Origin of the sequence: Marinobacter sp. C2H3 (assembly GCF_037080155.1) — a bacterium.
Classification (GTDB): Bacteria; Pseudomonadota; Gammaproteobacteria; order Pseudomonadales; family Oleiphilaceae; genus Marinobacter.
Window position 1 is genome coordinate 127,666 of the sequence record NZ_JBBBNZ010000004.1, and the last position, 13,754, is coordinate 141,419.

14 protein-coding genes are annotated in these 13,754 nt (G+C 64.0%); 7 read left to right on the forward strand and 7 right to left on the reverse strand.

The window, feature by feature from the left end; translation table 11 throughout:
* The first annotated feature begins 177 nt into the window (after positions 1-177).
* Genes V3388_RS13205 through V3388_RS13230 form a run of 6 tightly spaced genes read left to right on the forward strand, consistent with a single transcriptional unit; the run spans position 178 to position 5,257 of the window.
* Positions 178-1,179 carry a TRAP transporter substrate-binding protein gene (locus V3388_RS13205; protein ID WP_336368043.1) on the forward strand — a complete coding sequence of 334 codons (1,002 nt, stop codon included), beginning with the start codon at positions 178-180 and terminating at the stop codon, positions 1,177-1,179.
* 13 nt (positions 1,180-1,192) lie between these two features.
* Entirely contained in the window at positions 1,193-1,714 is a 522-nt protein-coding gene (locus tag V3388_RS13210; RefSeq protein ID WP_336368044.1) for a TRAP transporter small permease, read from the forward strand.
* Positions 1,711-2,961: a TRAP transporter large permease gene (locus V3388_RS13215; RefSeq protein WP_336368045.1), complete on the forward strand. Its 1,251-nt coding sequence runs from the start codon at positions 1,711-1,713 to the stop codon at positions 2,959-2,961. The genes V3388_RS13210 and V3388_RS13215 overlap by 4 nt, the downstream gene beginning before the upstream one ends.
* A 45-nt stretch (positions 2,962-3,006) precedes the next feature.
* Complete coding sequence (locus tag V3388_RS13220) at positions 3,007-3,447, forward strand: VOC family protein (protein ID WP_336368046.1); 441 nt, start codon at positions 3,007-3,009, stop codon at positions 3,445-3,447.
* 27 nt (positions 3,448-3,474) lie between these two features.
* On the forward strand, positions 3,475-4,911 hold the full coding sequence (locus V3388_RS13225) for a hypothetical protein (protein WP_336368047.1): 1,437 nt from the start codon (positions 3,475-3,477) through the stop codon (positions 4,909-4,911).
* Complete coding sequence (locus tag V3388_RS13230; protein ID WP_336368048.1) at positions 4,883-5,257, forward strand: hypothetical protein; 375 nt, start codon at positions 4,883-4,885, stop codon at positions 5,255-5,257. Before V3388_RS13225 ends, V3388_RS13230 begins: the two co-directional genes overlap by 29 nt.
* Before the next feature lie 94 nt (positions 5,258-5,351).
* On the opposite strand, the gene V3388_RS13235 is transcribed toward V3388_RS13230, so the two are convergent.
* Positions 5,352-5,885 (reverse strand): cold-shock protein, encoded by a 534-nt coding sequence (locus V3388_RS13235; protein WP_336368049.1) that lies wholly within the window; start codon positions 5,883-5,885, stop codon positions 5,352-5,354.
* A 124-nt stretch (positions 5,886-6,009) separates the two neighbouring features.
* On the opposite strand from V3388_RS13235, the gene V3388_RS13240 reads away from it, so the two are divergent.
* Complete coding sequence (locus V3388_RS13240; protein ID WP_336368050.1) at positions 6,010-6,231, forward strand: SlyX family protein; 222 nt, start codon at positions 6,010-6,012, stop codon at positions 6,229-6,231.
* 73 nt (positions 6,232-6,304) lie between these two features.
* On the opposite strand, the gene dapE is transcribed toward V3388_RS13240, so the two are convergent.
* From dapE to map, 6 genes are all read right to left on the reverse strand, one after another.
* Complete coding sequence (gene dapE / locus V3388_RS13245) at positions 6,305-7,435, reverse strand: succinyl-diaminopimelate desuccinylase (protein ID WP_336368051.1); 1,131 nt, start codon at positions 7,433-7,435, stop codon at positions 6,305-6,307.
* 66 nt (positions 7,436-7,501) lie between these two features.
* On the reverse strand, positions 7,502-8,530 hold the full coding sequence (gene dapD, locus V3388_RS13250) for a 2,3,4,5-tetrahydropyridine-2,6-dicarboxylate N-succinyltransferase (RefSeq protein ID WP_336368052.1): 1,029 nt from the start codon (positions 8,528-8,530) through the stop codon (positions 7,502-7,504).
* Between the two features lie 112 nt (positions 8,531-8,642).
* The gene (locus tag V3388_RS13255) at positions 8,643-8,984 is read right to left on the reverse strand and encodes an ArsC family reductase (RefSeq protein ID WP_336368053.1); all 342 of its coding nucleotides are present in this window, start codon (positions 8,982-8,984) and stop codon (positions 8,643-8,645) included.
* Positions 8,985-9,081: 97 nt separating this feature from the next.
* On the reverse strand, positions 9,082-10,281 hold the full coding sequence (dapC, locus tag V3388_RS13260; protein ID WP_336368054.1) for a succinyldiaminopimelate transaminase: 1,200 nt from the start codon (positions 10,279-10,281) through the stop codon (positions 9,082-9,084).
* Complete coding sequence (locus tag V3388_RS13265) at positions 10,278-12,923, reverse strand: [protein-PII] uridylyltransferase (protein WP_336368055.1); 2,646 nt, start codon at positions 12,921-12,923, stop codon at positions 10,278-10,280. Before V3388_RS13265 ends, dapC begins: the two co-directional genes overlap by 4 nt.
* Entirely contained in the window at positions 12,924-13,694 is a 771-nt protein-coding gene (gene map, locus V3388_RS13270) for a type I methionyl aminopeptidase (protein ID WP_336368056.1), read from the reverse strand.
* Between the last annotated feature and the right edge of the window lie 60 nt (positions 13,695-13,754).

A 13,754-nucleotide genomic window follows, 5' to 3' on the forward strand; every position in this document is an offset into this window, starting at 1 on the left:
CGGGTCCGATCCGGTCGGATCGGATTCTGGTTGCAATATGAAACCAGATCAGGGTGCCGCAGTTGTTTCCGGTGGTCAACCGTTGGCAGGCGATCCCCGCCAAATAGCGCATTGCCGGAATGCCAACGGGGTGGCTAGAATCGTAAGCTTGATAAATAACAACACAAGGAGTCTGCCATGCCCACTCAATGGTTCCGCGCTGCGGCGCTGTGCGTGTCTTCCGCCCTGGCGTCTGTGCCAGCCTTCGCCGCCGGTTTCGAGGATATGGATCCGGTTACCCTGCGGCTTGCCCATGTGGTGAACGAACAGGACGGTTTCCATGTGGCCGCCATGAAGTTCCGTGACCTGGTGGCCGAGCGCACCGACGGCAAGGTCACCGTCAAGATTTTCCCCAACGCCAGCCTTGGGGATGAGCGTACCCTGCTCGAAGGCATGCAGATTGGCAGCGTCGATATGGGCGTAATCACCAACGGCCCGGTGGCCAACTTTGTCGAGGACATGGCGGTGTTCGAGCTGCCGTTCCTGTTCCCGACCCGCCAGGACGCCTACCGGATTCTGGACGGCGACATCGGTCAGGAACTGCTGGACCGGCTGTCCGAGGTGAACCTCAAGGGCCTGGCCTACGCCGAGCGGGGCTTCCGCAACCTGACCAATAGCGAGCACCCGGTGAACACCCCGGCGGACATGGACGGGCTGCGCATTCGGGTGATGGAAAACCCGGTGTACACCGACACCTTCCGTGACCTGGGCGCCAACGCCATCCCCATGGCCTGGACCGAAGCGCTGACGGCAATGCAGCAGGGCACCATCGACGGCCAGGAAAACCCGGTAAACGTGGTCTACGCCTTCAAACTCAGCGAAACCCAGAAATACATGACCATGACCCGGCACACCTATGCGCCGGCGGTATTTGTGATGGGTATGCCCACCTGGAACAAGCTGCCGAAGGCGGCGCAGGATGTCATCGTCAAGGCAGCCCATGAAGCGGCCGAGTACGAGCGCGCGGACAACGCCAAGAAAGAAGATGAGCAACTGGCGGCGCTGAAAGAAGCGGGTATGCAGATCAACGACGACCCGGATCTGGCCGCTTTCCAGAAGGCCGTCGAGCCGGTCTATAAAAAGTACGGCGAGCGGTTCGGCGACTACCTGGAACGCATCCGGGCCGAGCTGAAGAACTGACGTGTTGCGTTGGATGGCCCACACGGACCGCGCGGTTGCCGCGGTCCTCAAGCCGGTGCTGGCCGGCGGCATCGCCGCGCTGATTGCGGTGATTACCCTGCAGATTGTGTCCCGGGTGCTCTTTTCCGCCGTCGGCTGGACCGAGGAAGTCGCCCGGTTTCTGCTGGTGTGGCTGACTTTCCTGGGCGCCGTGCTGGCGTGGGCCCAGCGACGGCACATTGTAGTGACGGTGCTGGTGGACCGACTGCCACCGTCGGTGCGCCGATGGCTGTCCGCCTTCGCACTGGCCTGCGCGGTGGCGGCGCTGGTGGCCCTCGCGTGGATTGGCTACCAGTACATGATGATGCAGAGCTATCAGAAGTCGGCCTCTTTACGGGTGCCGATGATGTACATCTACGCGGTGATTCCCCTAAGCGCCGCCCTGATGGCGCTGTTGGGGCTGGCCGACCTGGTGCGTGTGTGCCTGGGCTGGCCGCTGCCGGGCCCTGACGATGACAGCGCCGCGGATTCCGACGGCGGGGAGGGCGTGGCATGAGCCTCCTGCTGTTCGGCCTGTTTTTTGTGCTCCTGCTGCTGGGCCTGCCCGTGGCGGTGGCGATTTTTGGCGCCACCCTGGTGGCCCTGCAGGGCGATGGGGTGCCGCTGCTGGTGTTGCCCCAGCAGATGTTTGCCGGGGTGGATTCGTTCGCCCTGGTGGCGGTGCCCATGTTCATTCTGGCCGGCGACATCATGGCGGAAGGGCAGGTGAGCGCCCGCCTCGTGGCGCTGGCGGACGCCATGATCGGCTTCCTCAAGGGCGGTCTTTCGATTGTCTCGGTGCTGGCCTCCATGTTCTTTGCGGCGATCTCCGGTTCCGGTGCCGCCACCACCGCCGCCGTGGGCTCAACCCTGGTGCCGGAACTCAAACGCAAGGGCTATGATCCGGCGTCTGCCGCCAGCCTGATTGCCGCCGGTGGCACCATCGGCGTGGTCATTCCGCCATCGGTGCCCATGATCATCTACGCGGTGATCGCCCAGGAATCGGTCTCGAAACTGTTTCTGAGCGGGTTCCTGCCGGGTCTGGCCATGGGCGTGGGGTTAATCATCGTGGCGCTGGTACAGGGCCACCGCCGGGCCTATCCCCGGGGCAGCGCGTTTTCCCTGGCCACCATCTGGCGCACCTTCCGGGCGGCGTTCTGGGGTTTGATGACGCCGGTGATCATTCTCGGCGGCATTTTCTCCGGGGTGTTCACGCCCAGCGAATCGGCGGTGATTGCCGTGAACTACGCGATCCTGGTGTCGCTGTTCATCTATCGGGACCTGAACCTGCGGGACATCTACCGTCTGTTTATTCGGGCGGCGGTCACCACGGCGGTGATCATGTTCGTGATTTCCGCGTCGGCAGCCCTGAGCTGGGCGTTGTCGAACTGGCAGGTGCCCACGCGGCTGGCGGACCTCGTGCTGGGGCTATCCACCAACAGCTTCGTTCTGCTGGGGCTGATGTTGATCCTGATCCTGCTGACCGGAGTATTCATCGAGACCGCCTCGGCGCTGATTATCCTCACGCCCATTTTGTTGCCGCTGGCGACCGGACTGGGTATTGATCCGGTCCATTTCGGCATCATCCTGGTGGTGGGGTTGGCCATTGGCATGATTACGCCGCCGGTGGCGATTAACCTGTACGTGGCCTCGTCCGTCACCAAGCTCAGCCTGGAGCGCATCGCCGGCGCGGTGGTGCCCTATCTGCTGGTGCTGATTGGCGTGCTGATGCTGGTGGCGTTTGTGCCGCTGATGCTGCGCTGAGCCGGGGCGCAAACCTTTCCATCCATCGTCTGTTAGGAGTGAACCATGCAATACCTTCATACCATGATCCGGGTCAGCAACCTGGATGAGACCCTGCACTTTTTCTGCGACCTGCTGGGGCTGGTGGAAATCCGCCGTATGGACAGCGAGAAGGGCCGGTTCACCCTGGTGTTCCTGGCGGCGCCGGAGGACGAGGCCCGCGCCCGCGAAGATAAAGCCCCCATGGTTGAACTGACCTACAACTGGGACCCGGAGACCTACACCGGCGGCCGCAATTTCGGCCATCTGGCTTATCGGGTGGATGACATTTACGCCCTGTGCCAGAAACTGCACGACAACGGTGTTACCATCAACCGCCCGCCCCGGGACGGCCACATGGCGTTCATCCGCACGCCGGACAACATCTCCATTGAGCTGTTGCAGAAGGGCGAGGCGCTGCCCCCGAAGGAACCGTGGGCGAGCATGGAGAACACGGGCACCTGGTAACGGGCCCAAGACCACAAGGAGACAGGGATGGAAGACTGGCAAGGATGCCTGGCCCCGGAGGGGCAGAAAGCACTGGTGAGCGCCCGTGAGCAGGTGGAGCGCCGGGGTGGAACGGTGGTGACGGCAGAAGATTTTCTGCTGTCCCTGCTGGACGCGGCCCCGGAACTGCACCGGTTTCTCTCGGCTCGGGGCGTGGATCTGGATGAACTGACCCGCACCATCCAGTGCGAACAGCCGATGGTCACTGAAGTGACCGCCGACGGTGCACTTTCCTCCCAACTGACCGACTGGCTTGCCCTGGCGCGGGAAGTCTATGGCTTGCCCTGGCTGGGCTGGCCGCACCTGCTGGATACCCTGGTGCATCGCGCCGAGCGGCTGCAAGGCAAGGCCTATGTGGCGGTGTTGGAACTGGTGGGAGATTGGCCCGTGCGGGCCTCGGACACGGTCGCGCCATCAGACCCGGGAAGCCGCAGCAACGGTGTATCGCCGGTAGTAGCCGTGGACCGGGACTGGATGGCTCTGGCTGAAGACGCGGCTGTGACGCTATCCGCTGGCCGCAATGCCCTGCTGTGGGTGGGCGGTGATCGGGGCTGCGGGTTATCCTCCTGGCTTGAAACCCTGTTGCCGATGCTGGCCCGGGATGCGGTGCACCTGGACCTGCGCCGGGAAACCGAATGGATGGACAGCCACACACCGGCGGTGCCGGTGGCGGATGGGCCCGGCGGCGAAAGGCTGTCCGGAGACGAGGCGCCCTGGCCAGTGCTGGTACTGGACGGCCAGGGGCCGGAGGATCTGCTGGCGCTGATGGCCCAGCCCTGGAGCGGTAGCCGGGAATTGCTGCTGCGCTGGCGCGGGCCTCTCCTGTTGCTGGGCGCCGGCGCCCCTGACGGCGAGACGGAAGGCCGCCTGGGCGCGATTCTCGGACGCAGCCTGGAATACGCCCGCCTGCCGGCGTGCAGCGAATCCCAGCGTCTGGCGGTTCTGGCCTGCCATCAGTCCCGGATTGAAAAGCGCTGGTCGGTGGAGCTGTCGGCGCCGGCCCTGCGTTACGCGGCCAGCCGGCGCAGCAGCACGGTTGCCACACCCGGCGGCATGCTGCACTGGGTGGAGCGGGCGGCGGCGCGGCTGGACCTGTACGCGCGGCAGGGGCCAGGCGAAGCCCTGGCCTTGCGGGATCGGGCGGAAACGCTGCGCCGCCAGGCCCTGGTCGCCCACGCCCGGCAACAGCCGGTGGCGCCGCTCGAGCAGGCGCTGGCGGACCTGGCGATCGAACGGTCCGCCGCGGATGTCGGATGGCACGAGCGCAAACGAGTGGGTACCCTGCGATGTCTGATGGTCGATGATCTGAAGCGGGAACTGGAACGGTGGCTTGCGGCCCGCCCCGGCCCGGTTCACTATGTGCGGGCGAACGAACAACCACGAGGAGCAACCGCCGGTGCGGGATCTGGAAATCTACATTCGTGACCTCCAGCCGGGGGCGGTGTCGTCCTGGCTGGCGGCGCACGTTGACGGGTTGGCGCTGGACGACAGCGATCCGGCCCGTGTTGCCAAGGGCCAGGCCATGTGCGAGGGCGCGGCCCTTCGCATTACCCTGTACCCGGGCGCGTTCGGCAAACGCTATACCTGTGTGCTACTGGAAGGTGAGCGGGTGCCGTGGAATTCGGACCTGGATTGCGCCCGCAGCGCCTGGCGCGCCATGGATACGGAAATCCGTTGCAGCGTGGGCGACTGGAAAGACGGCGACCCGGTGGAGAACGATACCTGGTGGCGCCTGGACCAGCGTGGCGAAGCGCAGGTGGTCTGGCACTGACGAGCGGGCCCAGGGCCCTGACGGTGTCGCGATAAAACGAAAAAGGCAGCCCGGAGGCTGCCTTTTTCGCGTCGGGACCCCGAGGGTTCTGCGATCAGTCGCTCAGAATCGAGACGTTGTCGGCCTGAAGGCCCTTGTCCGCTTCCACGACATCGAAGCGAACCAACTGACCCTGGCGCAGCACGCGCCGGCCACGGCCGCGAATGGCGCGGAAGTGAACAAACACCTCGTCGCCGCTGTCACGAACAATAAAGCCGAAGCCCTTTTTTACATTGAACCACTTAACGGTGCCTTCTTCGTCCCCTTCCGGGGTGCTGTCGTCGTAGTCGGCGTCGTCATCATCGTTGTGGCGTGCCTGGGACGGACGGTTCTGGGCCGCCGGGCGTGAGCCATGGGCGGCGGGTGCCTGGCCGGCAAAGGCAGTGACCAGAAAGCCCGCCAGGGCGAACAGTACGACGGCGATGACATAGGCGCCGATGCCCTGGGCGTTGGCGGTGACGGATTCCGCATCGCTGGCGAGTGCCTGTAACAGGTCCGGGGTGAAAGACACCAGAAGCAGGCCAAGAATCAGCGGGGCAGGGATGGCGACCAGTAGGGCGACCAGGATCGCTTTGGCTGGGTTACGCATGGACAAACGTTTCTCCATAGTAGGATCGATAACGATAAAGGGCCGGACTTCGGGTACACTGAGGCGCCCGGCCAGTGATTGAGCCGCGCAGTTTACCAGATTATCCGGAGTGCTGACCAAACCCATGACGCAAAACGACACCCTGACCGCCCGGCTGGACGACCTTGAAACCCGCATCGCGTTCCAGGAAGACCTGATCCAGACCCTCAGCGACCAGCTCGCCCGCCAGGAACTGGACATTCGCGAGCTGCATCAGGCCAAGGCGTTGCTTCATCGGCAGCTCAAGGAAGTGTCGAGCTCCAACATTCGGCGGGAAGACGAAGAAACGCCGCCGCCTCACTATTAATTCGACGACGGTTGGAGCGACGCGGGCGCCTGATCCGGCACCCGCCGGGTCACTCCGCGGCGGGGCGAGGCGGTTACGTCAGCAGGTTTTCCAGAATCCGCTCGTAGATCCGGGACAGGGTGTCCAGATCCTCGGCCCGCACGCACTCATCCACCTTGTGAATGGTGGCGTTCACCGGTCCCAGTTCCACCACCTGGGCGCCGGTCGGCGCAATGAACCGGCCGTCGGAGGTGCCGCCGGAGGTGGATAGCTCGGTCTGGCGCCCGGTGACCGCTTCGATCGCCTCCTGGCTGGCGGTGACCAGCGAGCCGCGGTCCGTCAGAAACGGTCGCCCGCTCAAATGCCACTGCAGGTCGTAACGGAAACCGTAGCGGTCCAGGATGGCCACTACCCGTTCCTCCAGGCTCTCCGCTGTATTCTCCGTGCAGTATCGGAAATTGAAGTGCACCAGGCATTCGCCGGGAATCACGTTGCTGCCGGTGCCGGCCTCCACCTTGGTGATCTGGAAGGTGGTTGGGGGGAAGAACTCGTTGCCGCTATCCCAGGTTTCCCGGGCCAGGGCGTCCAGCGCCGGCGCCACCGTATGCACCGGGTTTTCCGCCAGGTGCGGATAGGCGACGTGGCCCTGGATGCCGTGCACCGTCAGGTAGCCGTGCAGGGAGCCCCGGCGACCGTTCTTGATCACATCGCCCACCTCGTGGGTGCTGGACGGTTCACCGATCAGGCACCAGTCGATCTTCTCGTTTCGGGCCTCCAGCGTCTGCACCACCTTGACCGTGCCGTCCTGGGCCGGGCCCTCCTCGTCGCTGGTGATCAGCAGGGCAATGGAGCCCCGGTGGTCCGGATGCCTGGCCACAAAGCGCTCGCAGGCGGTGACGAACGCCGCCAGGCTGCCTTTCATGTCGGCGGCGCCGCGCCCGTACAGGTAGCCGTCCTCAATGACCGGCTCAAACGGGGCATGTGCCCAGTTCTTTTCCGGCCCGGTGGGCACCACGTCCGTGTGGCCGGCAAACGCCAGCAGGGGGCCGTCCGTGCCCTTGCGGGCCCAGAGGTTGTCGGTGTCGCCAAAGCGCAGGTTTTCCTTGCGGAACCCGAGGGCGGCGAGCCGGCCCATCATCAGGGCCTGGCAGCCGGCGTCGTCCGGGGTAACGGAGCGGCGCCGAATCAGATCGATGGCCAGTTCGAGGGTGGGGGTAAGTGACATAGCGGGTGATCGGCCTCAGTGTTTGAAGCGCCCCGCGCGGCGCACGCCGGCGCGGGGCAGACGGGATCAGTTGTTGGCGTGCAGGGCGTCGTTCAGTTCGATGGCCGTCTGGTTGGTCTGGCACTCAACGGCGCCGGTCTGGCTGTTCCGGCGGAACAGCAGGTCGGCCTTGTTGGCCAGTTCACGGGCCTTGATCACCTCCACCTGCTTGCCGTTCTCGTCCAGCACGGCCACCTTGGTGCCGGCGGTGATGTACAGGCCGGCTTCCACTTTGCAGCGGTCCCCCAGGGGAATGCCAATGCCGGCATTGGCACCGATCAGGCAGTTCTCACCCACGGAGATGATGATGTTGCCGCCGCCGGACAGGGTGCCCATGGTGGAGCAGCCGCCGCCCAGATCGGAGCCCTTACCCACCATCACGCCGGCGGAGATGCGGCCCTCGATCATGGAGGTGCCCTCGGTGCCGGCGTTGAAGTTGATGAAGCCCTCGTGCATCACGGTGGTCCCTTCACCCACGTAGGCGCCCAGGCGAACCCGGGCGGTGTCGGCAATGCGCACGCCCTTGGGCACGACGTAGTCGGTCATCTGCGGGAACTTGTCGACGGACTTCACTTCCAGGGTGCGGCCCTCGAGACGTGCCTTGAGCTGACGCTCCGGCAGTTCGTTCAGATCGATCGCGCCTTCGTTGGTCCAGGCCAGGTTTGGCAGCAGGCCAAAGATGCCGTCCAGCTTCACGCTGTGGGGCTTGGCCAGGCGGTGGGAAATCAGGTGCAGCTTCAGGTACACCTCCGGGGTGCTGGAGGCGGTATCGTCCGTGGCCAGCACAGTGACGACGGCGGGGCGGACGCTGCCGGCGGCCTTCTCGGCCAGCTGGGCCTGGGCAGTCTGGCCGATCTGGCGCAGGGCCTGGGCAAACTGCGCCAGTTGCTCAGCGCCCGGGCGCAGGGCCTGGTTGCCGCCTGTATAACCCAGCGCGCTTTCAACCACGTCGATCAGGTCTTTGCCTGGGGTCAGGATCGGCTGCTGGTAGAACACCTCCAGCCATTCGCCCTGGTTATTCTGGGTGCCGATGCCAATACCGAATGCAAAACTCATCGTGTGGTTGCTCCTGTTGTGTAAAGTCGGGGTCAGATGAGAGTGGGGTCAGATGAGACGCGCCAGCGCGCTTCATCTGACCCCACTCTCATCTGACCCCAGGTTTCGGGGTTCACCGAACCCGGGTTTCCCAGTCGTCGGCGCTGAAGCCAACGAACACGGTGTCATTGTGCTCGACCACTGGCCGTTTGATGATGGAGGGGTTGTCCAGCATCACGGTGTGGGCGGTATCGGCCGTCATGTTATCACGAACCTCCTCCGGGAGTTTTCGCCAGGTGGTGCCGCGTCGGTTCACCAGGGTTTCCCATCCCAGGGCCTGTTCCCAGCCGGTGAGGGTGCCTTCGGGCAGGCCGTCTTTCTTGAAATCGTGGAATTCGTAGGCAATGCCGTTTTCATCCAGCCATTTGCGGGCCTTTTTGACGGTATCGCAGTTTTTGATGCCATAGAGTTTCATGGTAAGCCTTTCCTGATAGTCGGGGTCAGATGAGATTGGGGTCAGATGAGACGCGCAAGCACGCTTCATCTGACCCCAATCTCATCTGACCCCAGGTTTACCGGTTTTCCTTGATGAACGTCACAATGCGGCGGGCCGCTTCCACACACTCTTCCAGCGGTGCCACCAGGGCCATGCGGACACGGTTCTCGCCCGGATTGTGGCCATCGACGGTGCGGGAAAGGTAGCGGCCAGGCAGCACGTGCACGTTCTGCTGGGCCGACAATTCCCGGGCAAACGTTTCGTCGTCCATCGGGGTTTCCGGCCAGAGGTAGAAGCCGGCGTCCGGGAAGTCCACGTTCATCACTTCCCGGAGGATGGGCACGACGGCCTCGAACTTGGCCCGGTAGGCGGCTCGGTTTTCCCGGACGTGGTCTTCGTCCTGCCAGGCCGCGATGCTGGCCAGCTGGTTCTGGATCGGCATGGCGCAGCCGTGGTAGGTGCGGTAGCGCACGTAGTCCGCCAGCACCTCGGCGTCGCCGGCGACAAAGCCGGAGCGCAGGCCGGGCAGGTTGCTGCGCTTGGACAGGCTGTGGAACACCACGCACCGGCGGAAGTCGTGCCGGCCGATGGCGGCGCAGGTCTGCAGCAGGCCTTCAGTGGGCTCCCCCTCCCGGGGGTACAGCTCGGAGTAGCACTCGTCCGAGGCAATCAGGAAGTCGTGGGTGTCCGCCAGTTCGATGACCCGGGTAAGAACCTCCCGGGGGATCACGGCGCCACTGGGGTTGCCCGGCGAGCACAGGAACAGGATCTGGCAGTCTCGCCAGACCGATTCGGGCACCGCGTCAAAATCCGGAACAAAGCCGTTGCTGCCATCGCAGGCCAGGTACACCGGCTCGGCGCCCGCCAGGAACGCGGCGCCTTCATAGATCTGGTAGAACGGGTTGGGGCTGACCACCGTCGCCGGGGTGCGGGTGTCCACCACCGCCTGCACCAGCGAGAAAATGGCTTCCCGGGTACCGTTCACTGGCACCACGTGGCGCTCCGGGTCCAGGCTTCCCTGGGCCAGCTCAAAGCGTCGGGTGGCCCAGGTTGCAATGGCCTGGCGCAGCTCGGGGATGCCCTTGGTGGTGGGGTAGTTGGCGAGTTTGTCCAGGTTGTCCGCCAACACCCGTTTGACGAACGCCGGGGACGGGTGCTTGGGCTCGCCGATGCCAAGGGAAATAGACGGCAGGTGGGCGGGAGGCACCACGCCCGCCTTCAGCTTGGCCAGTTTTTCGAACGGGTAGGGGTGCAGTCGGTCCAGGTTCGGGTTCATTCAATATCGTCCAGCATGGTGCACAGGTCTTCCTGAAGCTGGCGGCAGGTGGCCGGATCGCTCAGGGGGTCGCCGTGCTCGTCGGTAATGAAAAAGACGTCCTCCACCCGCTCGCCCAGGGTGGCGATTTTGGCATTGGTCAGCCGCACCCGGTGGTCCAGCAGAACCTGGCCGATGCGGGCCAGCAGGCCGGGGCGGTCCGGGGTGATCACTTCCATCACCGTGCGCTGGTTGCCGGTGTCGTTGGAGAAGGTCACCTCGGTGGGGAAGGCAAAATGCTTGAGTTGTCGTGGCGTGCGACGGTGGATGATCTCCGGGTAGTCCTCGGGGTCATCCAGCTCCTCAATCAGCCGCTTGCGCACGCGCTCCTTGCGGGCCGGGTCCATACCCAGGGGCTGGCCGCGTTCGTCCAGCACCACGTAGGAACTGATCGACCAGGGACCTTCGCTGGAGCTGATCCGGGCGTCCACGATGTTCAGGTTCAGCTGCTCCAGCACCGCCGTGGTGGCGGCGAACAGAGCTACCCGATCCTTCATATAAATGATGATCTGGGAATAGCCGTCGGTGGGGCCACCCCGGGTGTCGCGGATCAGCACCAGCGGGTCCGGGTTGTCGCCGTGGCGGATGATGGCCGCGGTCTGCCAGGCAATATCCACGGTGGAGTCCTGAAGGAAGTAGTCTTCCTCCACGGTGTCCCACACGCTGTCGATCTGCTCGTCGCTCATGTTCTGGGCGTGCAGGATTTCCCGGGCTTCGGTCTTGGTGGCGCTGATCCACTCGTCCCGATCGACCGGATGCTCGGTGCCCCGCCGCAGCGCACGCTTGGTTTCGATGTACAGTTGCCTCAGCAGGGACGCGCGCCAGGTGTTCCAGAGCTTCGGGTTGGTGGCGCTGATGTCGCACACGGTGAGGATGTACAGGTAGTCCAGGTGCACCTGGCTGGGCATGGCCTCGGCGAACGCGTGGATGATTTCCGGGTCCGAGATGTCCTTGCGCTGGGCGGTCATGGACATCAGCAGGTGGTTCTCCACCAGCCAGGACGCCAGTTGGGTATCCCGTTCGCTCAGGTGATGGCGCCGGCAGAAATCCGCGACGTCCACCGCGCCCAGCTCGGAATGGTCGCCGCCCCGGCCCTTGGCGATGTCGTGGTACAGGCCGGCGATAAACAGGGTTTCCAACTTCGGCAGGCGATGAATCAACCGGGACGCCAGCGGGTACTCGGAGCGCACTTCGGAGCCGTTGAGACGCACCATGTTGCGGATCACCCGCATGGTGTGGGCGTCCACCGTGTAGATGTGGAACAGGTCGTGCTGCATCTGGCCAATGATCTGGCCGAATTCCGGCAGGTATCGGCCCAGCACGTTGTACTTCTTCATGGCGGACAGGGTCACGTCCAGGGCGTGCGGTGTGCGCAGCAGCTCCATGAACAGGGTGGTCACCGCCAGGTCCGAACGGAAGGCGTCGTCGATCAGGTGTCGATGAGCCCGCAGGGAACGAATGGTGGTGGCCCGGATGCCCTTGATCTCCGGATGCTGGGCCATCAGCACAAAGATTTCCATGATCGAGTAGGGCGCGTAGGCGAAGACCTGGTTATTGACGGCTTCAATATAGCCGTTGCGCACCTGGAAGCGTTTGTTCAGGGGCTGGATCTGGTCATCGCCGCGGGTGCCGAGGATCGCCTCGTCGTAATACTGCAGGATGACGTCGGCAAGTTCCGCCAGGGCCAGCACGGTGCGATAGTAGGACTGCATCATCAGCTCGACGCCCAGGCGCTTGCCCTCGTCCCGGTAACCGAGCATTTCCGCCAGCGCCCGCTGGTGATCGAACAGCAGCCGGTTTTCGTTGCGGTCGGCCAGCAGTTGCAGGCCGTATCGAAGCTGCCACAGGAAGGTTTCGCCCTGGTAAAGAATCTGGTGCTCTTCCTCGGTGAGGATGCTGAACCGGGTGAGGTCGGCGATGCTCTGCAGGCCGAAGTGGCGCTTGGTAATCCAGCCGATGGTCTGGATGTCCCGCAGCGCGCCGGGGGAGCCCTTCAGATTGGGCTCAAGGTTGTACTCGGTGTTGCCGTACTTGATGTGGCGCTGCTGCTGCTCTTCCCGCTTGGCGATGAAGTAGTCTCGATCGGAGCTGACCTCGTCCGAGTAGACCTGCTCGCTGAGGGTGGCTCGCAGCTCGTCCGGGCCGGCGATGGTGCGGGTTTCCAGCAGGTTGGTCAGGATAGTGACATCATCCCGGGCTGCCTGCTTACATTCCTCGATGCTGCGCACGCTGTGGCCGATGTCCAGGCGCAGGTCCCAGAGCAGAGTGATGAAGGCGCCGAGGTCTTCCTGCCAGGCGTCCTCAATGCCGACGCGAGTGAGGATCAGCAGGTCAATGTCGGAATGGGGGTGCAGCTCGCCTCGGCCGTAGCCGCCCACCGCCACCAGGGCGATGTCCGGTGAGCTGGAAAAGGCATACCGGGCCCAGATGCGCGCCAGCAGCTGATCCACGGTGTGGGCCCTCGCCTGCACCAGGGCCCGGACGTCGGCGCCGCTTCTGAACGCCTGGGCGTCTTCCTCATAATGGCCCCGAAGCCACTCCCGTGCTGCCGCGACCGGGGATGGGTCGTTGCTGATCCGCTGCTCCAGCGCGCTGTGGTCCACTCAGAATGACTCTTCGGACCGTTTGGTCAGCACGTCGTGACCGTCCGCGGTCACCAGGATGGTGTGTTCCCACTGGGCCGACAGCTTGTGGTCCTTGGTCACCGCCGTCCAGCCGTCGGCCAGCAGCTTGGTCTGGTACTTGCCCTGGTTGATCATCGGCTCGATGGTGAAGGTCATCCCTTCCTTGAGCTCAACGCCGGTGCCCGGACGCCCGTAGTGCATGACCTGGGGCTCCTCGTGAAACACCTTGCCGATGCCGTGACCGCAGTATTCGCGAACCACCGAGTAATGGTGTTTCTCGGCATGCTCCTGAATGACGTGGCCGATGTCGCCAAGGCGGACGCCCGGGCGAACCATCTCGATACCTTTATAGAGGCATTCCTGGGTAATGCGGATCAGGCGCTCGCTGCCCGGCTTGGGCTTGCCAACGACCCACATCTTGCTGGTGTCGCCGTGGTACTCATCCTTGATGACGGTGACGTCGATGTTCAGGATGTCGCCGTGCTTGAGCACTTTTTTGTCCGAAGGGATGCCGTGACACACCACGTGGTTGACCGAGGTGCAGATGGACTTCGGGAATCCCTTATAATTGAGCGGCGCCGGAATCGCTTTCTGCACGTTCACGATGTAATCGTGGCAGATGCGATCAAGCTCCTCAGTGGTGACGCCGGGCTGAACGTGCTCGTCGATCATTTCCAGCACTTCGGCGGCCAAGCGGCCGGCCACGCGCATCTTTTCAATCTCTTCGGGCGTTTTGATCGATACTTGCATCGGGCTTCCTGTTGCGCTGTGTCAAACCGCCATTCTAAGGGGCGCTGGGGCGGCATACAA